The organism is Vannielia litorea (assembly GCF_019801175.1).
In the GTDB taxonomy this organism is placed as follows: domain Bacteria; phylum Pseudomonadota; class Alphaproteobacteria; order Rhodobacterales; family Rhodobacteraceae; genus Vannielia; species Vannielia litorea_B.
Map to the genome: position 1 here is coordinate 700,104 of NZ_JAHVJR010000001.1, position 22,181 is coordinate 722,284.

The window sequence follows — 22,181 nt, forward strand, 5'->3', positions numbered from 1 at the left end:
CGACAGCCTAGCTGGGCAGCCGGTAACTGCGCTTGAGTTCTATCGCCTCCGGATGCTCCCTAACCACTGAGGGATTCGCGATGTAGCGAGCAAGAAGGTTGGCTTGAAACTCGAACTCGAGCTTTCTCGCTTTGAGTGCTTCGATCCGGTCTGAAAGTATGCTGGACATAGAGCCATCTGTTAGTCCGGATGCGTCCAGTTGCATGAGATCCAAACAGGGCCTGATGAGATCTAGAAACGTTTCTACGGCCAGGTTTTGACATCTTGCCTCGGTTGTATCGGCGAGTTGATGTTCTTGAGCCAGCAGCGCTTGAACCCTTCCCCATGCGTGCAGGAACCTTATGCTCAACCTTTGCATCCCCGCCTGAACGGCTTGGGCGATAATCCGGATGCCCTGTATGACGAGCCCTGGCGCTTCTATCCGAGCAGAAGAGTCTGCGAATACAGACCGGCCGAAGCCCGCAGGTAGAAACCGGTGCAGTTGAGTTGAGAACTCTGTGGAGAACGCCCGATCAAAAGGAAGAGCAGTTTGAAAGCTGATGCGATTCCGTGAGAAGGCTGTCGAGAATTCAACATACTCGACAAGCCATGTTGCGGCATGCTCGTCTCTTATGACTGCAATAGTAATCGCGAATTCATCCACCGATTCGCATACGCCTCCTTCATCGGCTTTAACCATCAGTGCACCTTCGTGAACAGAACCTTTCCTCTGCTTTATGGATGTAAGTTGGTAAAGAAATGCTTAACTGTGCTGACGATGTAGCTAGAGAACATCAGGCCAAATTTTGAAGTGGGCCTAAGGGCGAACAGCCTCACGGTGCTCGAGAGTTGGGAGGGAAAATCTGCATCGATCCTTCACGATATCTGTCCCAATGTCGGAGTCCTCACCTCTTACCTGAGCCTAGTCAGCGTCGTTCGTCCAGAGCCAGCTTGTCGATGAGCTCGATCAACTCACTTGGATGAAAGGGCTTCTGCAACGCCCAGTCGGCGCCCAGAGTCCGTGCATGCCCCAGAATGTCCTGCATTCCGGGATGTCGCGTCGCGCCCGATATAGCGATTGAGTACACTCTTCGCCCCATACGCAGCGCGAGTTGTCTCACGCGAAATATAGTGGTCAATCCACCTTCAGGAGTTGGTTTGCCCTGTTCCCTAATGATCATGTCGGCAATCAGTACATCTGCAGGCTTTTTGTCAAACGACTGTAACAATTCGTCGGCGGTGGCGAACAGCCTCACGCTGTATCCAGCTTCCTCTAGCGAAATTTGCATCATGTCGCCGAAGGCTTGGTTGTCCTCGAGGATTACAATGTGGACCAAGTCGTCTCCCCCTTCGCCGTCAGCGAGCGGGCTCGTGCCCCTGACACCCCAAACTTTGATGTTCCTGCTCGCTCATTACAACTGTCCGCGGACTAAAGGTTGCGGTGGAGCGATTGTGGAATCGCCTGCATCGTGCGGTGAACGTCTTACAAAAACGCCACGCTGCTTTGCCATGGCTACGAAGTGAGTAGAGCGGCGACCCGCGAGAGCGATAGTCTCAATTGAATCACTGCTAAGACGCGGCTGGCGAGCCTTCGTGAGATGACGGCACAAGCGTGTGCCATAACAAGACTGCGGAGTGGTCTGCAAAACGACAAGTTGGGTAACGGAGACATTTGAAACTGCCAGCAAGAAGGACTGCAGCGCCTGGGTGCGCCGGTGACGCTTCTTGCCAGAGAACTTTTTGCTAGATGGCAGCGCGCTCATAGAGGCGCGGATCCACACCCCGGTAAGCTGCTCAGTAGCCGCCAGGCCCGTCGGATCCGAGTTAATCCTAAATTAACCATGAGAGTGTTTGCTGGTAGACATTCATCAGCGGGTGACTGGCGGGATTGCTGGCCCGTCATTGCAATAGACCTGATTGAAGCCAGTTAGAAACGGCACCTAGGGGAAGACTATGCACCGGAGCAACATCAAACCGCCTGCGATCTCTTGCTTACACGCGCGGCCCTTTGATGGGATGCAGGCATGCGCTTCGCTCACTAAGTGGTTGGGTGCCAGTGAGCCTACGGCCGAGCAAAACCTTTCACCTTAGATCGCGTTGGACTGGTACCTACACGGCCCCCAACTGATCAAAGGAAAGAATCTAATGCTTGATATCGCTCCGGTCCGTCCTGCCGAGGGTACGCCCTGTACTCGTGCGCAAATCTTTGAGCATCAAGGACGCGAACTTTCGAGCCAAGGCAATTCCAATGCCGCGATGGCAAAATTTATAACCGCCGCCCAGATCTGCGCTCCCTGCATTGCACGTTGCGGCATTCCGCCCTGCAAAAGATAAATGATTGTGGAGCGATACATGTAGTGTCGTTCTGCGCCTGATATGCAGAACTGTGCGGTCTTAGCCTGGCGATGACATCCATCAGGCCCATGGTTTGGTGCATCTGGACGCGTGCCTCGGCCTTCGGGTCAGGCCTCATTGCCAATAGGTAGCAAGCGCTGCAAGCGGGAAGGCTGAAAGACTGGCAGCGCCTACCGACACGTAGCGACAGATACTCAAAGGTCCTACTCTCCGGCGTCGTTCCCGTGGCCCCCGTCATTCTCTGGCTTTGACAATCAATGAGTTTGGCGCGTAGCCGACGCGTGTAGCGGAGACCTGGCTCCGATGCGTCTGACAGTTCGCGGTGCGCATCCTTTCATTTTTTGGGTGCTTCGCAACAAGAGCCAAGTTCGCCGTACTGTGACCTTGCCAACAGCTCGAGACACGCTTCAAGTTGAGCGCGCGACAGGCGCAGTTCACTCAAAATTTGCCAAGCGTTGGACCTTTCTGCGGCACCTCTATTGACGTCTTCCAAAGGTGAAAGTGCTGCGATGCAAGGTGCCAAGGTCTCAATCAGCATGGCGACTGGAGTATGATCGAGACTCGACGATGAGCGCGTTGACAGTCTGTGCCTGGCATGGAGCATCAACTCTGGGCAACCAAAGACCTTTCCAACCTTTAGCTCAAGCGCAGTTGTGCGAGAGAATGAGCCAAGTGGAACCAATCGAAGTTCCGCTATGACCAACCCAGTGATGCAGATGATGTCATCAAGTGTCTCAACGAAAGTTCGGTCGTGATGACGCTGCAAAATTGGTTCGAGATGATCGACGAATTCACGAGCGAATGCAGAGGTCAAAGGTATTGGCTGCTCAAAAAGTGTCTGCCAACGCCGGTTGGTTGATGTTACAATAAACTTATTTGTTAGCCACTCTGCACGATCCAAATCGTGCAGGAGGTGAAGGCTTAGGGTGAATTCTCGCGTTTCCGCCATGGATGTGCTCGCTTTAAACGCGATACAAGACCTGATGCTTTCGGAGGCTTATCTTTTCTCTCGGTTATTGAGATTTCGTTAACAGGCGATAGCGGCAAGTGGAAGACATGCCCGCAGCCACTTGAGCCACCAGTTTGGCATCATCATGTACAGCGGAGCTAGCCTACTTGTCTGGCCACTACGCATCTCACTTCAAGAGCTACAAGATGAAGTCATCGACGGAGACATAATCGGCCCCCTGGAGCTTGATCTGCATATCGGCCACACCATCACCGTCGACGTCAGCCGACACGATGCTGCCCCAACTGAAAGAGTCGACACGCAGTTCGCCCGCAACGCCGGAGAATGCATCGCTGCCGACGAACACAAATTCACTGTCCGCTATCCCGGCAATTGCGTCTATTCCGCTCAGATCGATCTGATCAATCCCGGTTTCGAAGTCTCGGATCAAGTCTCGTTCGCTTCCGGCGAGGCTGTCTTCCACATCGTTAAAGACAAAGACATCTGCAGCGCTATCTCCAGCCCAGTGGTCATCGCCCGGGTTCCAGTCTCCACCGATCAGAATATCGCTGCCTTCTCCTCCATCGATAATGTCGGAACCCTCTCCACCTCGAAGTTGGTCGTCGCCCATTCGACCAAATACGATATCGTCGCCGGCGCCACCGTTGGCAAAGTCGTTGTCGAACCCACCGTCAAGGTGGTCACTACCTTCGTCCCCGTGAATTCGGTCAGCACCCAGACCCCCGAGAAGCTGATCATTTCCTTCACCCCCGGAAATCGCGTCATCTCCGTCGTTACCAAAGATCAAATCATGACCGTGGTGGCCGGTAATGTCGTCATTGCCCTCTCCGCCCCAGATAGTGTCGTGGCCAACGCCTCCGTCCAAAACGTCGTTGCCGAGTTCCCCGTCGATCAAATCGTTGTCACTGCCTCCAAGCAGCGTGTCTTCACCTTCGCCACCGTGGAGAATATCGTTGCCTGCACCACCTGTTACGTAGTCATCACCGGCACCGGACGACACAATGTCATCGCCACCGTACACAGCGATGTAATCGTTGCCGTCGTAGCTTTGGATGACATTCTTCTCGTTGTTAACTACCGCCATCTCGACTCGTGCGAGTTCCCAAGCATCCAAGTCGATCTGAACCGCTTCGATGGTAGAGGTGTAGCCGTTTGTGTACTCGATGTCGGGATCCGATTGGGATGACATAGGATCTTGGCCCTCGCTAACACCAAGCGAGGTCGCAACGACGAAGTATCGATCACCCGAGTTTAGATCTTCGAGAGCCAGCTCAAAATCAGTCACGCCTTCGCCGGTTCGGTCTGACGCAAAGAGCACCACCCAATCTAGGTCAACAGTGCCAAACGCATGGACATCAACGCCGAAGGCTTCAAAATCTCCGATTGCACTGGTGCCGGTCAATGACTCGCTCATCATGGCGAATGCTTCGCCGGCAATGCGGAGTCCCCCCACGTCGTAACCGGTAAGGGCTGTGTCTTCGACGGACCATTCGTGACGGAGAGGCCAGATCTGCGCTGCATCCACTCCGTTGACTATCATCTCGTAGAATTGCTCCACAATCATGGACGCTTGAGCAAGCCCACGGTTGTCCTCAAATCTAGCGTTGGCCCGTGCGTTCCACTCGGTAATGTGAAATTCAAGCTGTGGAAGGTCGACCGGGCGATCAAGCAGCTCTTCCCAAAGGCTCAACATGTAGAGGCTATAGTCACCGTTATCGACCCCCTCCAAGCCGGTGTCTTCGTAGTAGTGGTCGACGATGCCTGTGATAACCTCACTGGCACCTGTTCCCTCCGGCGACACGTAAGCATTCAGTTGTTCGATGAGCGCTTCTAGTTGCACTCGCGCATTCCCTTGCCCGGGAATTTCGATCTCAGTGAAGCCAGGGACTTCAACGGAAGAGAGCTGATCTGGATCATTCGGGTTCACCCAAATCTTGCTCGCGACCTTGGGCGAGAACTTACCGGCGCAGTGCGTCGATTGTACGATTATGCCGGTTTCCTGACTGCCGTTGGTTGGCTCGAACGAAGAAATCGCTTCATCGACAACCTGCGCTGTTTCTGCCGCGAGCCGCCCGTACTCCTCGGCGGTCATCTGACCGCCAAGCCAGAACTCGTTGCCGATCTCAAACGTTTTTATGTGCACTCCATGAGAGTCGGCCAGTTCAAGCACTGTCATGACATAGTCACTGACCAACTCAAGGTAGGCCTCGCTAACGGTCCTTTCCCCGTACACCCCCGACAGCAGTGCTTCGCCGGCCCTGACTCCAAAACCGTCGATGGTCGGGATCACGATTGACGCCGCGCCCCCCACCTGACTTGCAGTGGCTAGGAAGTTCGACAAGCTCAAGACCGTTACGCCATCGCCGTTCTGGTCAGCGTGCCCGCTGAACTTCTCCATGAACACAATGTCATACGCATCCATTGTGAAGTCACTCTCGGTGATGCCGCCGCCAGGCCAGCGCAAAGTGGTTGTTCCTAGAGCTTCAAGGCTTTCGATTACGCCTCCGTCTACATCAGCAAACTCTTCATCCCTGTAGAGCAGGTTCACGCCGAAGTGGTCTGCATCGACAGTTGCAGCATCGGTGTTGATGGTGAAGTTGATATCGATCGTCGCCATGTTGGCCCCCAACTAAGTCTTGATTGGATGCGGCTTGGCGGTATCTGTGAGATGTGCGCGAGCCTGCATTCCAAAGTGTCTGCAACTCCATGAGCAAGAGTCGCTGTGGGACGATCTGTGGCACTGGATCTAGGAGCTGGTTTTCTGAGATGAGGGCGAGATCGTGGAGAACCTGCGCAACTCTAATCAAACCGGGAGCCAAGGTAGACCGGAAGTTCGCCAAACTGCGGAGGGTCGGTGAGATCTGTCAGGACGCGCCTTCCGGCTGTCCGGCACGCTACCTCGTATCTTGAAGACGATTGCTATCGGGCGAACCAAAGAATGGATATGTCGGCTGTTGAGCGTGAGGGCAATCGACCATACGTCCAACGCCAAACATGCATAAGGCATTAGTGTGGACATCCATTTCTTTCGCGGACTAAGGGTGGCCAACTCCAGTCAGCTGCGGACAGCGATCAAAACACGCTTGCCTGTAAGTGTTCTTCGAAGGAGCACGAGTGCGATTCCCGTGGCAAGTGCGTAATGCTCGATCATAGTCAGTTCGGCGAGCAGACAGACATGGCATTCGCCGCCTACCAAGGCTTTCGCGCCTAAAGCTTGCATGAAGCACCACTGAATTAAAGCTCCTCACGTCGCTCGTGAAGCAATCGCAAATTTGCGTCAGGAACCAAGCGACAGGGCGCCAAATGGCTCACTATCGGCGCCAAGCTGCCCTGTATGTGGTTGCGGATAACGGCAGAACCCGAGCACCGTGCGCTAGACCCAAGTAGAGTTCACTCCCAAACGCGTGCTGAGCTCAATTGGCGCACTGGAGCGTCTGATAGTCTGAAGTTCGGTAAAGCCCGTGTGGCTCTGAAACGTAACGCCTATCTGAAACAAGCCCTGAAAAGGCTCCGCACCTATCGCAACGAAGATAGAAATCCTTGAAGAGCTCGGGCTCGGCAGTCAGAATGCCGCCGCACTTCAGGCATTTTTGTGCGCAAAAGATCTCAAATACCATGTTGGTCCTCAATCAAACTCGAGCACCTTCCCACAGGAGATGAGGGTATACCGTTTCGCAGGCAGAGTCTATGCGAAGGATCGTCGTCCCAATGCCAAGCTCGAGTGTTTCTAGATGCGACTGCTGATTGGTGGACGTCGCCTTTGCGTGCTTAAAAATGCTTACCGGCGGGCCATCGCAAAGCTCACGTTAGGCGATGTATCCGTGGGGAGGGTAGAACCGTTCGCATATAATTACGGCCGTTTTGTGAGCCAAGTTACGAACCCTGGGTTAAAACCTCTGACCTCGCACCAAGCGAAGCGCGTTGCACAACGATCAGAAGCCGTTTGGTCGCCTCCAACCCATGATCCCGCGCTCATTGTTTCCCGGAACCCTGCGCCAAAGGGGCAGGGTTCCGGCGAAGAGTTCAAACTGCACGTTCGCATAGTTGATGAGTTTATTGGGCCAATCGCAGTGAGCCGAATTCACGATGTGATAAATAGGTTAACAATAAGTGAGGAAGAGACTTTTGTGTGGACCGGACGGAATACCCCATCTGGGTTCAGCAGGTTCCCGATGAGGACAAGATCACAAAGGTCGGTGTGAACTTGCTGGGTGCGTAGCATTCGCAACGAGCCCGAACTTCGACAATTTTCGGCCTCAAGCGGAGTGTGTAGCGTTACTGGCAAGGGATGATAGGCCCTGCAGCCTTGGCAGGCATTAGACGTTGTGACAATGCACGGGATTGATCTACCCTTGCAGTGGCCAAGTGTTCACTACTTGTGACTGTAGCGCCACCTCGTCACGGTTCGCTATTGGAGGCTATCACTCGACCGGCACAGTGCATTTTAGGTTAATCTAACGCTTAGCAGTCGCCGACCAAAGTTAGCCAAGCCGCTGCGCGAGGGTCCTTGTGCCAACTAAGGAATCTCGCTCGCTTCACCTATCCCACCATACGTCTCGCAATCCGCCCGGCCAGTTAATGAACCCTAAAGACGGTAAGGTTAGGGTCTAGCAGGACACTAGCTAAGGATTCATTGCATGAACCTATGGGTTGACCCTTGGAGAACCCCGCTCCATGACGCCGAAGCGGACCTTATTGTGCAAAGTATATCAAGTCAGATGGGATGGCCGAGTTGGGCCACCCTAAACAGGGGCATCATAATTCAAGAACGGGCAGACGGAGCATTTTCGTTTTCAGGCCTTTTTGATGTCGTTGAGGCACTTCTGGAAAACTGGTTAAGAACAGGAGTGGCTCTTGTCGGCAACGTGGTTATGCCTCAGGGGCTTTTGGAGGTCTTGGCAGAGTGCGTGGATGACTACGATGATAACTCGGCATCGCCCCTCTTCATGCGCTGCAAGCAGAGACACATCGTCAAGGAGTACATCCTTGAGGCGATAGAAAATTCGAGTTTGGGGCTACTTTACCGCTTTGGTTGCCCCAATGCGATCCACACCATGACAGGAATTTCGCTGCAAGTGTGCGCGCTCTGGAATTTAGCCGTCGTTGGCTCACTCTGGTTGATAGAGCTAAATCAATTGCGTTCGGCAGAACTCCGCGGTTCCAATGCACGTCAAACATTCAACTCAATCTATCGACCCCAAGGTTCGGTCGCAATAATGGCTTTCATCGTTTCCCAACGTACGGCCAATACTACGATGGCGGCCAATCGAGACTGGGGGCCGACTGGTTTAAGCGAGGTGGAATGCTTAAGGGTTAGGCGAAGTGCATGAAAGGATATTGAGTTTTGTTGTAGGTGCTGGACCAATTGATTTAGACGCATGGTCGGGTTTCACGGTTGGATATCCGAGTGGTGAACATGTCGGCTCTTTTTTGGCTATCAAATGTGAAGAAGGTGCGCCTTGAGCACTTCTTCTCGAAGTCACGTGGTGAACCTCGCGTCGGTGCTCGGCGCGTGTTGAGCGGGATTATCTTTACCAATCGCAGTGGCCTGAGGTGGTGCGGTGCGCCTGCGGTCTATGGCCGACGAAAAGCGCTCTGCAACCGCTGGAAGCGGCGGAGCAACAGGGGCGTCTTCGCCCGAATTTTTGCGGGCCTGGCGCCATGAACGGCGGCTTTGGGGAGACGGGCCGCAGTGATGGCCGTGTTGGCGAAGGTTTGCAAAGGGCCGGGAGCAGACTTGGTCGTGTAGGGCGTAGAACCGACTTTCGCTGCACTTCAAACGAATGACCGAAATGGGGCCGAGAGTGGACGGGTCGCTTTCAGGTCAGAGTATCGTGAAAGCGGACATCTGCGCATTTTCGGCGGGCACGGCCGGTTTCGGGCTGGCATCTACTGGCGCTCGAGGGCGGCAGCTTTGATCTTCCGCAGATAGCCCCGTTGCAGATTTGGCCAGTTCCGACAATATCTTGGGTAACACTATATCTTGAAGGGGCGCGCGCAATTGGCTAGCGAAACCGCACCGACATCTAGAATGAACGCGGGTGGGCGGGCAACCGAAGCCGGAATGGACTTCCAAGCAGAGGTCGGTACTTGGCTTGCTGCCCATCTGCTAGCGCGGATGCCGGTCGGTGGGCGTTTCGGCCTTGCCAACACCGCATTGCCGGTCTCGATCCAGCTCGAAACCGGCGATGGGCTCGACGACATCCGCCTGGAACAGGACGACGCCAGCCGCATCGACCTGCAGAGCAAGACCAGCGCGGGCCTTGCGAAAAGTCCCAAGAGCCCGCTCGGCAAAACCATCAGCCAGCTCGCGCTGCTGATGATCGACGCGCGCGATGCCGGCGTCGCGATCGATCCGGCGAAGGCACGCGCCGTGCTGGCGGTCGCAGCAGATGCGCCGCGCACGCTCGACGTGCTGGAACGCGGTTGTCGCGCTTTCGACCTTGGCGGAAGCTGGGCCACCACCAAGGCCGGGCGGTCGTTGGCGGAGCGCGACGCGCTCGATCTGTTCGAGAGGCACGCCCGGATCGCGTGGGCTTCGATGTCTGCGACGCCACCGACCGACGATGATCTCGTGATGATGGCGCGTTTGTTCCGAATAGCTCGCTTCTCGATGAACGAGTGTGAGGAGAATTGGCGCGAGGTGTCGAGGCTGATCGGTGGGAGGCTCTACGGCTCGCAAGCGTCCGGCGACGCGCCGCTGCGCGATCTGAAGGGCATTATCCGTAGCATGATTGGCAACGGCGCGCCTGCGGATCGTGCCGGATTGCTGCGCGAGCTTCGCCGGCTCGGCCACAAGGATGTGGGCGCGGCTGACTATACCGCCGATCTTGGCCGATTGTCGGCAGCGACCGGCGCCGAGCTTGCGCGCCTCGCCGGGCACACCCGCCTGCCGATCGCGGGCGGCATCCCTATTGCCCGTGCCAGCGACGGCCCGCTTCGCGCAGCGGTCGATTCCGGCTCGCTGATTGTCATTGGCGAACCAGGGGCCGGCAAGACCGGTGCGCTGGTGATGCTAGCCGAAACGAGACGCGCGGCCGGCGATACGGTTGTGTTCCTTTCGGTCGACCGCTTTCCCGGTGTCGGCATCGCGGCAAATCTTCAGTCCGAACTGGGGTTGGAGCACCCGCTGGTCGAGGTGCTGAGCGCGGCGCCGGGTTCGGGCGCCAAGCTATTGATCATCGATGCGCTCGACGCCGCGCGAGGTGGTCCGGCCGAAGGTGTGTTCGCGCAGCTGATCGAGACGCTTGGCGCTTCGGCAACGGACTGGACCATCATCGCGTCGATCCGCAGTTTCGACCTGCGCAATGGGCGCCGGTTTCGCGACGCGATGCCGGGATCGCCACCCGACCCGGCCTTTGCGGAGCCGGGTCTGGCCAACGTCCGGCATTTTCAGGTGCCGCGACTGGCAAAGGAGGATCTCGATGCCGCGGGCGCCGCTGCGGCCGATCTCGGCACCTTGCTCGCCGCCGCGCCTGAGAAGCTACACGACCTGCTGCGCAACGTCTTCAACCTCTCGCTCGCTGCGCAACTGCTGGCCGATGGCGCCAAGCCCGACAGCATCCGCACGGTCGCCACTCAGTCCGATTTGATTGATGCCTATGAGGATGGCCGACTTATGGGCACCGCATTGCATGAGGCCGCGGCAGCGACCGTCGGCGCAATGGTTTCTCGGCGCAGGCTTGCGGTGCGCAAGGTCGTTGTCGGGCACGGCCAGCTCGACATGGTGATCCAGACTGGCGTCCTCATTGGCTCCGGCGATCTCGTGAGCTTTGCCCATCATGTGCTGTTCGATCACGTCGCCGGCCGCTTCTTTCTTGAATGGGATGATCCAACCCGGCTGATAGGACAGTTGGGCGGCGACAGCTCGATCGCGCTGATGCTGGCGCCAGCACTGCGCTTCGCTATCGAGCGGCTGTGGCGCCACGACGCCGACGGTAAGGCGCTGGTCTGGCGCTTGGTCGCAGAAATCTATGCCGATGCGGCTGTCGATCCGGTGCTGGCCAATGTCGCTCTCCGCACCGCGATCGAGCGCGTGGCGGCGCCGTCCGATGTCGCTGGTTTGGTCGCGTTGATTTTGACTCGCCCGAATGACGAAGCGCTGGCGACGATGCTTTCGCGGCTGGCCCGCTTTGTCGGGCTTGCGGTCGATACGTCTGGCACCATCGTAGCGAGCGAGGCGATTGCCTGGGCGCAAGTAGCTGATGCCGCGATTGCGACGGGATCGCGTGACCTCTCCGACGCGACGCGCTTCCTGCTCCACACGATGTTTGACAAGGGCGATATCGCCGAGGCCGAGCTGCTCGATGTCTTCGGCCGCGCGGCGCGGGCGCTGCTTGCCTTTGCCTGGGCTGCCGATCCGCCAATGCAGCAGACCGCGACCAACTCAATCCGTTTCGTCAGCAAGAGCTTCGCGTCCGATCCCGCCGCATCGCGCACGCTGCTCGACCGCATGCTTCGCGACCCGCATTTTTCGGCACATGCTGATCGGGAAGCCACCTGGCTCTCCGAGCAGATCATGCCGATCGCGCGGGTCGATCCCGACTTCACGATCGAAATCTACCGCGTCCTATATTCGCGCGACATCACCGACAGCAGTACCTCTCATTTCGGCGGGCAGGCGAGCCGGATCATGCCGCTCTCGTCAAGCCGCAGTCAGGACTACCGCCATTGCCGCTATAATCTTGGTCGGTGCGTGACGCGGCTGCTCGAACTGTCGGTGCCGCTCGGCACGCGCGCGATCGTCGAAGCGGCGCTTGGCGAGACCGAACGTGCGATGCCGCTCGGCGATGATCGCAAGCGGGTGGCGATTGTGGAGCGAGCGCCATTCGATCTGCTGGGTCGCGATTACACGTTCAAGGCGTGGGACGATAGCGAGGCGCGCCACGGCACGCAGGATGACGATGTCCTCGCGCAGTTGGTTACGCATCTGCGTGCCTGCTCGCCCGAAGCGTTCGCCGCGACGGTCGTGGCAGCCGCGAGCGAATATGCCGGGCCGGCCGTATGGACGCGAATTCTAGGCGTCGGCGCCGAGCGCGTCGGTGAGGTCGGCGACTTGCTCTGGCCGTTCGCCAGCAACGTCACGATCCTGGTGCATGCAGACATTGTTCGTGACGCGGTGCGGTTCCTGGCTACTGTTTATCCCTCTCGTTCGATAGAAGAGCGCGAGGCGTTCGAAGTCGAGGCGTTGCGGCCCGATCTTTTTACCGACGAGGCGGATCAATCCTGGTGGCGGCGCACACTCAGCCGGCTTCTGTCGCTGATCGATGCGGATGCCATCGCGAGTGACCCGATGCGCGCGCTTCGTGATGAGCTGGTCGCGGCGGACGAACTCTTGGGCAATCCGCCGACCCGCTTGATGACTGTGTGTCGGGGCTCGGACCGCGGCGTCACTCGCGACCAACTCTCCAGCGAGGCTGTGGACGTCGACGATGGCATCGATGCACAGATGTTGTCACGTACCGAGGCACTCTACGAAAAGGTGCAGGCAACGCCATTGGCAAACGATGCGGCGACGCTTGCGGATCTGTGGGCCGAGGTTCAAGCCACGATCGCATTTTGGGATGCCAACGCCGACGCGCTGAACGCTAAGGTCGAGCAGCCGGTCTGGGGCCATATCAGCAATGCTGTGGAGCGGATCGCTGGCGCGAAGGCCTATGAGTCCGGTGTCGATGCCATGCCGCCAATCGAGGAATTGCTTACGGTGCTGCGCCGGCTCTGGGCGAGCCGCTTCCCGGAAGCGGAGGAAAATGACGGCGGGGATTCCAGCCTAAGCTGGGGCAATTGGGAGGTCCGCGTCTATGCGGCCGGCGCCTATGTCTCGCTCGCCGACCGCTTCGGCGAAACCTATGGAGAGATCGTCGAGATTTTTGATGCGATCCTCGCCGATCCAGTGCCGCAGGTCCGCTTGCAGGCGGCGCAGAGCCTGCAGGTGCTGAGCCGCATTGCGATCGATAATATGTGGGAACTTGCCGAGCAGGTCGCCCGCGACGAGCCCCACACTGGAGTGCTGAGTTCTTTCCTGCACCATGTCATTCCGCGCTTCACTTGGCACGACGTCGAGAAGTGCAAAGAGATCATCGAAATCGTGCGTGCCCGCCGCGAGGCAGTCGAGCGTGACGACAAGCCAGGTCGCGACGAGGTTGCCGAGCAACTTGGCGGCCTCACTGCGCAGCTCTGGTGCTGGCAGGAAGAGCCAGTCGCCCTTGAGTGGTTGACGAGCTGGGCTGATGATCCGGCGGCGCATTGCGAGTATTTCACCGCGTTCCTGTCGATGCTTCGCGGCGCGTTCTTCACCCGCTATGCAAGTGGCGAGGAGCGCGACGCCCGACTCTCCGATCGTTCGCAGCGGGCGGCAATGATCATTGTTGAGGCCTGTTCGACGGCAGCGGTGGCCAGCCATGCCGCCGTCACGAAAGACGAGGTCGACGGCGACGCGCGTGATGCCGCCATCGCCACCTATAAGGCTGCGGAGTCGATCATTGGTCACTTGATGAATCAGCTCTATTTCGGCTCGGGCGCACATGCCGACAATCGCGAAGCGGCGACCGGACTCACGTCTACGGAGACCATGCGCCGGTTCCTCGACGATTACCGCCCGATGCTGGCGCTGCTTGCCGCCTCGCACGAACCTTCGACGCATCATCACCTTGTCGAACTCTATGAATTTCTGATCCCGGGTGATCCGGCCGGCGTGTTCGACGCGCTGCACGCGCTGCTGACCGGACCGGCCGCGCGCGAAGGCTATCACCATGAAAACCTTGCCGCACCGGTCATTGTGCGGATGATCACACGCTACATCGCTGATCACCGCTCGATCTTCGAGGATGACACGCGCCGCTCCGCACTCGTCGAGATCCTGCGCCTGTTCTCCGATGTCGGTTGGTTGGACGCGTTGAAACTGCTCTACGAACTCCCCGACCTGCTTCGCTGACGGTGAGCCGACCCCCGCTATCGCGGGAGATCTAGCCAACCCAGTGGGCTTTGCGAGGTTTCAGACGAAGCGAACGGCCGCTTTCGGGGGCGCTTTCTCATACATCGAACGGCGGCATTTAGGGCGCGAAGCGGTCGTCCACTGGGAGATTGCTCACTGGCAGCTTTGGGCCGCAAGCGTCACAAGAGGCTACGTTGTCATTACACTAAGTTGTCCCGACCACCAAGCAATCAGAGTGAAGCATCAAACGCTGTGTTCGGCCACCTACTGAGAAACTTCTGGGCCTCCTCAGCATCCAGTTTCCTTGCGACTTGCTCCATCATCTCCACGCCTAGGTCCCGGCAAACTTCAGGGTAGTCGCACAGAAGATCCGTATGGTCCCATTCTGGAGTGCCATCGCGGTCGACACCTGGAACTGACCGCTCGTGCTCAGAAAGCCTCGGGTAAAGGGCCGTCGCGACTTGTACTGCGTGCCGTGCCTGGTCCGGGGTCAGGGCATAGGTTGCTTTGACTTCGACGAGGATGATGTTCTCGCGGTCCATAGTCGTGCTCCTTGAACTTGTGGCCGTTACGTCGGGGCCGTGCTCGATCAGCACAGCCTGTCCGTGGTCTTGCGGTAGAAGCGGCGGATGGAGTGGGAACATGCGTCGCTGGGGGCGAGGCCGTTGGCCTTCAGGAGGGTGCTGGCGGCGATCAGGCACTCGACTCCGCTGCCGATGAACTTGGCGTCCTTGTCTTCGTAGTGGTAATCGAGCTCGACGGCGAGCAGACGCGAGAGCTCGTCTACGAGCAACAGCATGTTCTGGATGGATTGCTGGGGCGTGTTGGTGCGGGGGCCGGTGGTGGTCATCGGAGGTGCTCCGTAGGGGTTGCAGGGCGTTGTTGCGGGATAGCGGCGGACTCAGCCATCGGTGTCGGCGGGCGGAGCCAGGTTCTTCCAGACGGAGCCAACGACAGCGGTGGCGGCCTGCTGTGCTCCATCCATCAAGTGCGCATAGCGGGCGGTCGTCTGCGGCTGGGAGTGGCCGAGGAGATGACCGACAACTGGCAGATCGAATCCGTTGCTGATCAGGATCGACGCGTAGCTGTGCCGGAGATCGTGCAGGCGAAAATCCGTCAGGTCGGCCTCCTGCAGCAGCCACTTCCAGGGGCCGTTGACGTCCTGCATGGGAGTGCCGGACTTTGTGGGAAAGAGGAACTCGGATTGGGGATCCTGTTCCGCCTTGAGGTTGCGCAGGACCTCGACGGCCTCCGCCGTCAGCGGGATGCTGATGTCGGTGCGGGTCTTCGTGCGGTCGGCCGGCTTGTTCCAGCGCGCCACGGCAGTGCTGCCTTCGCGGGGCATGTCGAACTCCCGCCAGCGGGCGCCGAGCACCTCGGACCGGCGGGCCCCCGTCAGAAAGAGTAGGGAGATCGCGGCGGCGGCCTTGCGGTTCGGCATGCGGTGCAAGGCGCTCGCCACCCGTTCCATCTCTTCGGGTGAGAGGTAGCGCTTCCGCTTGGTCTCCCGCTTCTGCTTGATCTTTGATGCCGCGTTGTCCTGGATCCAGCCACGAGTGATCGCATAGCTGAGGGCTTTCCGGATCGATGCGAGGACGCGGTTCGCAAGGGTTGGGGCTCCCTCCGCGATTTTCCTATGCAGAGCAACGACGTCCTGACGCTTAAGATCGGCCACCTTAAGCTTGCCGAAGGCAGGAAGGACATGCCGATCCCAGTAGGAAACCTGCTCCGTCCGATACTTTTCGGAGATGTCCGGAAAGTGGTCGGTTTGAAAGGCGTCCCATAGTTCCTTCATGGAAGGAGCATTCGCTTTCTCCAACCTCTGCTCTTGGGGGTCTGAGCCGTTTTCCACTTCACGCCGAAGTTTCTTCGCCGCCTCTCGGGCCTCAGCTACGGTGGAAGTACTTGCGTCGCCGATCCGCATGCGGCGTTCCCGACCATTGACCGAGTAGCCAAATACGAAAGCCTTGTGGCCATTGGGGGTGATCCTCAGGGCCAACCCGCGGACTTCGGTGTCCCGGAAGAGCAACTGCTTCATCGGGTCGGCCTCAATTTCCTTGACGGCGGTCTGTGTTAGCTTGATTGAGGGCATGGTGTACGTCTCGTGTACGACAATTCTTGTGCATCAGGTGCGCCTTGCGTCTTCTGTTGTCAAGGGGCAGCAAGGATAACATGCTATAAATAAGTAAAAAATTCTAGAGTCCAAGGGGTACCGATCATATTGCACTCTGATTTGTAATCAGTGGGTCCGCGGTTCGAGTCCGTGTGGGGGCACCATACAAATCTTTATTTTCCGCGCTCTAAGGAACTCCGTTACGGCTACGTGCGGGCGCCGGGAGATATGGCTTCTGCGCGCCTTCGTGCGAGTGCTTCCGAAAATCCCGTGACTGACGAAGTTTGGAACGTGCCGTTTTGGCGCATGGATGAGTGTCCAAATTGGCGTCCAATTTTTCTAGTCTGGTAACGCTCGATCTCATTCCAAATCAAACTGACTCAGTTTGATAGGCAGCGATGGCTAGGCCTGCAGGAGAATTGGACGCACACCTTTCAAAGCGCACGCGCTTCGGGACGGGAAGCTCTTTACCAAAGCACGCCGATCCCGGACGAGTCGTTCTACTAGATGAGGGGCAGTGTCGCCGAATAGAACATACGTTCATCGTGCGGAACTCTCTCTGTACGAAAGTCGGCTCTGCAGAAATTTCGGCCGTTTCCGAACAGCTTGATGTGAGCGGGTGTCGTGATCAATGAATAGTATTCACCCCTCAACATCGAAGGTGGCGTTGAGACGCGGGTAAGGTCACCGGACATCGGTGTTGCCTGACACCTCGAGCAAGGGTCCGCATTCATCTCCCTGGCATCATCACCCAACACAACCCGCATTTCTTCAGGGCCACACCGCCCCCATACCCTCAGACCAAAGTCGCCCCTCGGGTGCGCACCATTTGACTGTATACTTGGTATCAGGAGAATGTTCCGATGTTCGAACGACATCACGTGGAGGAAATCGCGCAGGTTTTGGATGGCCGGGCCACCGGGCGTGACAGTTATGTCGATGCGTCCTGGCGGCGCTGCGTCGAGCTTTACGGCATGGACCCCGCGCGCGCCGAGCCCGCGCATATCGTAACCGATGCCGAGCTTCGGACCCATCGCGATCAGGCCGAGTGGATGATCGGCGCGGCCCGTGCCAGCCTGCAAAACCTCTTCCGACAGGTCGCGGGGCAGAATTACGTCCTGCTGCTGACCGATGCCAAAGGCGTCTGCGTCGACTTCTTTGGCGACAGTCTCTTCGCCGATGAGTTGCGCGGGGCCGGCCTTTATCTGGGGTCGAACTGGTCCGAGGATCTTGCCGGAACCTGCGGCGTGGGTGCCTGCATCGTAACGGGCGAGCCGGTCACGGTTCATCAGGATGATCACTTCGGCAACGCGCATACCGCGCTGTCCTGCACCTCCGCGCCGATCTACGACAGCCTTGGTCAGATGGCGGCGGTGCTCGACATCTCGCTGCTACGGTCACCCTCGCCGAAGAGCAGCCAGAACCTCGCCATGTCGCTCGTGACCGCGGCCGCGCGGCGGGTCGAAATGGCCAACTTGATGGCGGCGAGCCGCCGCGAATGGGTGCTGCGGTTTTCGTCCAGTCCGGAGTTTCTTGACGTGGACCCGGAAGGCGCGTTGGCCCTCGACGGATCGGGCCGGGTGATCGGTGCGACCCATGCGGCCACGCGAATGCTCTCGCGCGAGGGCAGCCTGATCGGAGAGCGGATCGACAGTCTGCTGGGGATCAGCGTCGATGATCTGCCCGACCTCATGCGTGACCGTCCGACGGAGGACCGCGTGGTCGCTCTGGGCGATGGCGGTGCGGTCTTCGGTCACGCGATTGCACCGCAGGCCCCGCGCCGCCCTCAGGGGGCGGTAATCACGCGCGCCGGCATAGGGGTCGTGACCGGGCTCGCGGGCAGCGATCCCGTTATGGAGCGGCTCCTGTCTCGGGCGGAGCGGCTGGCGGCCACATCCGTGCCGCTCGTGGTCAGCGGTGAGAGTGGTAGCGGCAAGACCAAGCTCGCCCGTGCGCTGCACATGGCCTCCGGCCGCGGTGGCTTTCTGACAGTGGAGTGTGCCGGGCTGGAGGCGGGCGAGTTAGCCCGGCTGATCGCTTCGCAGCCCGGCAAAGCGACGCTGCTGCTTCGACGGATCGAGGATCTTTCCGCAAGTGCCGCCCGCGCCTTGCCCCGGCTTCTCGATGCGCACCCCGAGCTGCGCCCGATCAGCACGAGCGGCCTGACGCCCAGTGATCTGATGTCTCACGAGTCTCTGCCTCCAGCGCTCTATCACCGGCTCGCCGGGGCGGTGTGCGAACTGCCGCCGCTGCGCGAGCGGCAGGATCTGGGCTGGCTGATCGAGCGGCTGCTGCGGCGGCGCTGCGGCGGCGAGTGGCGGCTTACGCCTTCGGCCCGCGCCGAGCTGATGGCCCGTGACTGGCCCGGCAACCTGCGCGAGCTGGGCAATGTGCTCGACGTGGCCTGCGCGATGGCAGAAGGCAACGTCATCGACCTGCCGGATCTGCCCCCGCCACCTCAACCAACTGAGGCGGAGCCGGACCTCGAGGCCGTGCTCGACGCCTGCAACTGGAACATGGCCCGCGCCGCCCGCAGGCTGGGGGTGAACCGCTCGACGGTTCTGCGCCGCGTCCGCAAGGAAGGGTTGCGCGCGCCCGGCTGAGCCGTTGCACGGCGTTGCGTTTGCAACATGCTGCACTGCCGCAAGCTCAAAGACAGTGAAAATCGCCAGATTGTCGTGGTCGGGCGGTATGCACGCTCGTCACACTCTCCTCATCACATTGCCTATGAGGAGGATACGCAATGCTCGACTCGACCGTCACCGCCGAGGTGCAGGACATGCTCGACAGCCTGAACGCCGCCCTGGAGGAGGGGGACGCGCAGGCCGCCAGCGCTCTTTTTGCGACCGACAGCTATTGGCGCGACCTGATCGCCGTCACCTGGAACCTGAAGACCGTGGAAGGGCCTGCCGAAGTGCAGGACATGCTCGCGGCGCAACTCAAGCACACAAAGCCGGGCGGCTTCGCCATCCAGGAGGGCGAGTTGCCCGGCGAGGATGGCGGCGTCATCACCGCCTGGATCACCTTCGAAACCGCCGCAGGCCGCGGCTGGGGGCTGATGCGCCTCAAGGACGGCCGCATCTGGACGCTGCTCACCGCGATGCAGGAGCTGAAGGGCTTCGAGGAAAACCGTGGTACGCGCCGCCCGATGGGGGCCGAACACGGTGCCGCGAAGAACCGCAAGTCTTGGAAGGAAAATCGCGAGGCCGAAGCGGCCGAGCTTGGCTATACCGATCAGCCCTACACCGTCATCATCGGCGGCGGGCAGGGGGGCATCGCGCTTGGCGCACGGCTCCGGCAGCTCGGCGTGCCGACCATCGTGCTCGACAAGCACGACCGGCCCGGCGACCAGTGGCGCTCGCGGTACAAGTCGCTCTGCCTGCACGACCCGATCTGGTACGACCATCTGCCCTACATCAAGTTCCCCGACAACTGGCCGGTCTTCACGCCAAAGGACAAGGTCGGCGACTGGCTCGAGATGTACACCAAGGTCATGGAGATCAACTACTGGACCCGGTCCGAGGTGCAGAAGGCGAGCTTCGACGAGGCCAGCGGCACATGGGAGGTGAAGGTCAATCGGGACGGCGAGGAGGTTGTGCTGCGCCCGACGCAGCTGGTGCTGGCTACCGGCATGTCGGGCAAGGCCAATATCCCGTCCTTCCCGGGCATGGAGAGCTTCAAGGGCACGATCCAGCACTCTTCGCAGCACGAGGGGCCGGATGCGTGGACCGGAAAGAAGGTGGTGGTCGTCGGCTCAAACAACTCGGCGCATGACATCTGCGCCGCGCTTTGGGAGGCGGATGCCGATGTGACCATGGTGCAGCGTAGCTCGACCCACATCGTGCGCTCCGACACGCTGATGGATATCGGCCTCGGTGCGCTTTACTCCGAGGAGGCGGTGGCCGGAGGGATGACGACGGAGAAGGCCGACATGGTCTTTGCCTCGCTGCCCTACCGGATCATGCACGAGTTCCAGATCCCGCTCTACGACCAGATGAGGGAGCGCGACGCGGAGTTCTACGCCGGGCTCGAAAAGGCTGGCTTCGACCTCGACTGGGGCGATGACGGCTCGGGCCTGTTCATGAAGTACCTGCGCCGCGGCTCGGGCTATTACATCGACGTGGGCGCCAGCCAGCTGATCATCGACGGCGAGGTGAAGCTGGTGAAAGGGCAGGTCGAGCGGTTCGACGAAACAGGCGTGGTGCTGGCCGATGGCACACACCTCGATGCCGATCTTGTGGTCATGGCCACCGGCTACGGCAGCATGAACGGCTGGGCCGCCGATCTCATCAGCCAGGAGGTGGCCGACAAGGTCGGCAAGGTCTGGGGCCTCGGCTCCGACACCACCAAGGACCCCGGCCCCTGGGAGGGCGAGCAGCGCAACATGTGGAAGCCGACCCAGCAGCAAAACCTCTGGTTCCACGGCGGCAACCTGCACCAGTCGCGGCATTATTCGCTGTATCTCGCGTTGCAACTGAAGGCCCGCATGGAGGGGCTCGAGACCCCGGTCTACGGCCTGCAGGAGGTTCATCACCTGTCGTGATGCCTAAATCGGCGCGCCGTCACTGGCACGCTGCGCGCCCGGTATGTCCTCCTGCCGGGCGCATCCATTCTGACATCGGAGAAAAGACATGAAAGCAGCACGTTGGCATGGCGTGAAGGATATTCGCGTTGAAGACGTTCCGGAGCCGAAGCCGGGCAAGGGCGAGGTGAAGGTCAAGGTGGCGTGGACCGGGATCTGTGGCAGCGACCTGCACGAATATCTCGCCGGGCCGATCTTCGTGCCTGTGGACGAAGACCACCCCCTGAGCCACGACAAGGCGCCGATCACCATGGGCCATGAGTATTGTGGCACGGTCGCCGAACTCGGCGAAGGTGTCACCGGCCTTTCGGTTGGCGACCGTGTCGCGATCGAGCCCATCTTCGCCTGCGGGGCCTGCCCGGCCTGCCTCGAAGGCAAGTACAACCTGTGCGACAGCCTCGGTTTCGTCGGCCTGTCCGGCGGCCATGGCGGCTTTGCCGCTCACAGCGTCGTGCCCGCGCGCATGGTTCACAAGATGCCTGATGGGCTGTCGATGGAACAGGGCGCGCTCGTGGAGCCTGCGGCTGTCGCCCTGCACGCCGTGCGCCTGTCGCGGATCAAGGCCGGTGACAAGGCCGCCGTCTTTGGCGCCGGTCCGATCGGGCTATTGGTGGTGGAGTCACTGCGCGTGGCCGGTGCCTCCGAGATCCACGTTGTCGAGCCTTCGGAAGTCCGGCGGCAGAAGGCGCTGGAGCTAGGCGCAACCTCGGTGATCGATCCTACGGCGACTGACGCTGTGGCCCAAATCCGCGACGCCACCAGCGGTGTTCACGTTGCCTTCGAGGTGACCGGTGTGCCCCAGGTCCTGCCTCAATGCATCGAAGCCACCCGCCACGAGGGGCAGGTTCTGGTCGTTTCGATCTGGGAGCAGGAAGCCTCCTTCCAGCCCAACACCGTCGTTCTGAAGGAACGCCAGCTGCAGGGCACCATCGCCTACCGCAACGTCTATCCAGCGGTGATGGCCCTCATGACCCAGGGCTACTTCAACGCCGACCAACTGGTCACGAAGCGGATTGCGCTGGAGGACATCGTTGCCGAAGGCTTCGACGCACTGGTCGCGGAGAAGTCCCACGTGAAGATCCTCGTTGAGGCGCCGGACTGATGCCTCCGAGGGGAGCTGGCCGCCGGTGCGCAGACTTACTGCCCACCGGCCGCTGACCCGTGCCCGTTGCACACAAGCCACAGCGTTTTACTGTGGATTACCTGACTTGTCCGGTCTCTGGACTCTGCCGCGGAAGGGAGTATCCAG

Annotated in this window: 12 protein-coding genes and 1 pseudogene; 6 read left to right on the forward strand and 7 right to left on the reverse strand. The window is 59.6% G+C overall.

Annotated elements, in window-relative coordinates:
• Positions 1 to 7: 7 nt before the first annotated feature.
• The 4 genes from KUV38_RS03500 to KUV38_RS03515 form a co-directional block, all read right to left on the reverse strand.
• Positions 8 to 679 carry a hypothetical protein gene (locus tag KUV38_RS03500; RefSeq protein WP_222468717.1) on the reverse strand — a complete coding sequence of 224 codons (672 nt, stop codon included), beginning with the start codon at positions 677 to 679 and terminating at the stop codon, positions 8 to 10.
• A 226-nt stretch (positions 680 to 905) separates the two neighbouring features.
• Positions 906 to 1,316 (reverse strand): response regulator, encoded by a 411-nt coding sequence (locus KUV38_RS03505; protein ID WP_222468718.1) that lies wholly within the window; start codon positions 1,314 to 1,316, stop codon positions 906 to 908.
• A gap of 1,352 nt (positions 1,317 to 2,668) precedes the next feature.
• The gene (locus KUV38_RS03510) at positions 2,669 to 3,283 is read right to left on the reverse strand and encodes a hypothetical protein (RefSeq protein WP_222468719.1); all 615 of its coding nucleotides are present in this window, start codon (positions 3,281 to 3,283) and stop codon (positions 2,669 to 2,671) included.
• Positions 3,284 to 3,482: 199 nt separating this feature from the next.
• Positions 3,483 to 5,921, reverse strand: coding sequence for a M10 family metallopeptidase C-terminal domain-containing protein (locus tag KUV38_RS03515; RefSeq protein ID WP_222468720.1), 2,439 nt, complete (start codon positions 5,919 to 5,921; stop codon positions 3,483 to 3,485).
• A gap of 2,020 nt (positions 5,922 to 7,941) precedes the next feature.
• On the opposite strand from KUV38_RS03515, the gene KUV38_RS03520 reads away from it, so the two are divergent.
• The 3 genes and pseudogenes from KUV38_RS03520 (at position 7,942) to KUV38_RS03530 (ending at position 14,237) form a co-directional block, all read left to right on the forward strand.
• Positions 7,942 to 8,634 (forward strand): hypothetical protein, encoded by a 693-nt coding sequence (locus KUV38_RS03520; protein ID WP_222468721.1) that lies wholly within the window; start codon positions 7,942 to 7,944, stop codon positions 8,632 to 8,634.
• An 86-nt stretch (positions 8,635 to 8,720) separates the two neighbouring features.
• Positions 8,721 to 8,963 (forward strand): annotated as a pseudogene (locus tag KUV38_RS03525) (transposase); the annotation flags it as partial.
• Between the two features lie 405 nt (positions 8,964 to 9,368).
• Positions 9,369 to 14,237: an ATP-binding protein gene (locus KUV38_RS03530; RefSeq protein WP_222468723.1), complete on the forward strand. Its 4,869-nt coding sequence runs from the start codon at positions 9,369 to 9,371 to the stop codon at positions 14,235 to 14,237.
• Between the two features lie 230 nt (positions 14,238 to 14,467).
• On the opposite strand, the gene KUV38_RS03535 is transcribed toward KUV38_RS03530, so the two are convergent.
• From KUV38_RS03535 to KUV38_RS03545, 3 genes are read right to left on the reverse strand one after another with little or no spacing between them, the layout of a single operon-like run.
• Entirely contained in the window at positions 14,468 to 14,779 is a 312-nt protein-coding gene (locus tag KUV38_RS03535) for a hypothetical protein (protein WP_222468724.1), read from the reverse strand.
• A 47-nt stretch (positions 14,780 to 14,826) separates the two neighbouring features.
• The gene (locus KUV38_RS03540; protein WP_222468725.1) at positions 14,827 to 15,087 is read right to left on the reverse strand and encodes a hypothetical protein; all 261 of its coding nucleotides are present in this window, start codon (positions 15,085 to 15,087) and stop codon (positions 14,827 to 14,829) included.
• A gap of 51 nt (positions 15,088 to 15,138) precedes the next feature.
• Positions 15,139 to 16,329: a tyrosine-type recombinase/integrase gene (locus KUV38_RS03545; protein ID WP_222468726.1), complete on the reverse strand. Its 1,191-nt coding sequence runs from the start codon at positions 16,327 to 16,329 to the stop codon at positions 15,139 to 15,141.
• A gap of 884 nt (positions 16,330 to 17,213) precedes the next feature.
• On the opposite strand from KUV38_RS03545, the gene KUV38_RS03550 reads away from it, so the two are divergent.
• The 3 genes from KUV38_RS03550 to KUV38_RS03560 all read left to right on the forward strand — a co-directional run bounded on the left by KUV38_RS03550 (position 17,214) and on the right by KUV38_RS03560 (position 22,034).
• Positions 17,214 to 18,953 (forward strand): sigma-54-dependent Fis family transcriptional regulator, encoded by a 1,740-nt coding sequence (locus tag KUV38_RS03550; protein ID WP_222468727.1) that lies wholly within the window; start codon positions 17,214 to 17,216, stop codon positions 18,951 to 18,953.
• Between the two features lie 140 nt (positions 18,954 to 19,093).
• Entirely contained in the window at positions 19,094 to 20,893 is a 1,800-nt protein-coding gene (locus tag KUV38_RS03555) for an NAD(P)/FAD-dependent oxidoreductase (protein WP_222468728.1), read from the forward strand.
• Positions 20,894 to 20,981: 88 nt separating this feature from the next.
• Complete coding sequence (locus KUV38_RS03560; RefSeq protein ID WP_222468729.1) at positions 20,982 to 22,034, forward strand: 2,3-butanediol dehydrogenase; 1,053 nt, start codon at positions 20,982 to 20,984, stop codon at positions 22,032 to 22,034.
• Positions 22,035 to 22,181 lie beyond the last annotated feature (147 nt).

Excerpts from the sequence above, each read along its gene's own strand:
- KUV38_RS03550 (WP_222468727.1), top strand. The coding sequence starts at position 17,214 with ATGTTCGAACGACATCACGTGGAGGAAATCGCGCAGGTTTTGGATGGC.
- KUV38_RS03540 (WP_222468725.1), bottom strand. The coding sequence starts at position 15,087 with ATGACCACCACCGGCCCCCGCACCAACACGCCCCAGCAATCCATCCAG.
- KUV38_RS03520 (WP_222468721.1), top strand. The coding sequence starts at position 7,942 with ATGAACCTATGGGTTGACCCTTGGAGAACCCCGCTCCATGACGCCGAA.
- KUV38_RS03530 (WP_222468723.1), top strand. The coding sequence starts at position 9,369 with ATGGACTTCCAAGCAGAGGTCGGTACTTGGCTTGCTGCCCATCTGCTA.
- KUV38_RS03500 (WP_222468717.1), bottom strand. The coding sequence starts at position 679 with ATGGTTAAAGCCGATGAAGGAGGCGTATGCGAATCGGTGGATGAATTC.
- KUV38_RS03515 (WP_222468720.1), bottom strand. The coding sequence starts at position 5,921 with ATGGCGACGATCGATATCAACTTCACCATCAACACCGATGCTGCAACT.
- KUV38_RS03560 (WP_222468729.1), top strand. The coding sequence starts at position 20,982 with ATGAAAGCAGCACGTTGGCATGGCGTGAAGGATATTCGCGTTGAAGAC.
- KUV38_RS03545 (WP_222468726.1), bottom strand. The coding sequence starts at position 16,329 with ATGCCCTCAATCAAGCTAACACAGACCGCCGTCAAGGAAATTGAGGCC.
- KUV38_RS03510 (WP_222468719.1), bottom strand. The coding sequence starts at position 3,283 with ATGGCGGAAACGCGAGAATTCACCCTAAGCCTTCACCTCCTGCACGAT.
- KUV38_RS03555 (WP_222468728.1), top strand. The coding sequence starts at position 19,094 with ATGCTCGACTCGACCGTCACCGCCGAGGTGCAGGACATGCTCGACAGC.
- KUV38_RS03535 (WP_222468724.1), bottom strand. The coding sequence starts at position 14,779 with ATGGACCGCGAGAACATCATCCTCGTCGAAGTCAAAGCAACCTATGCC.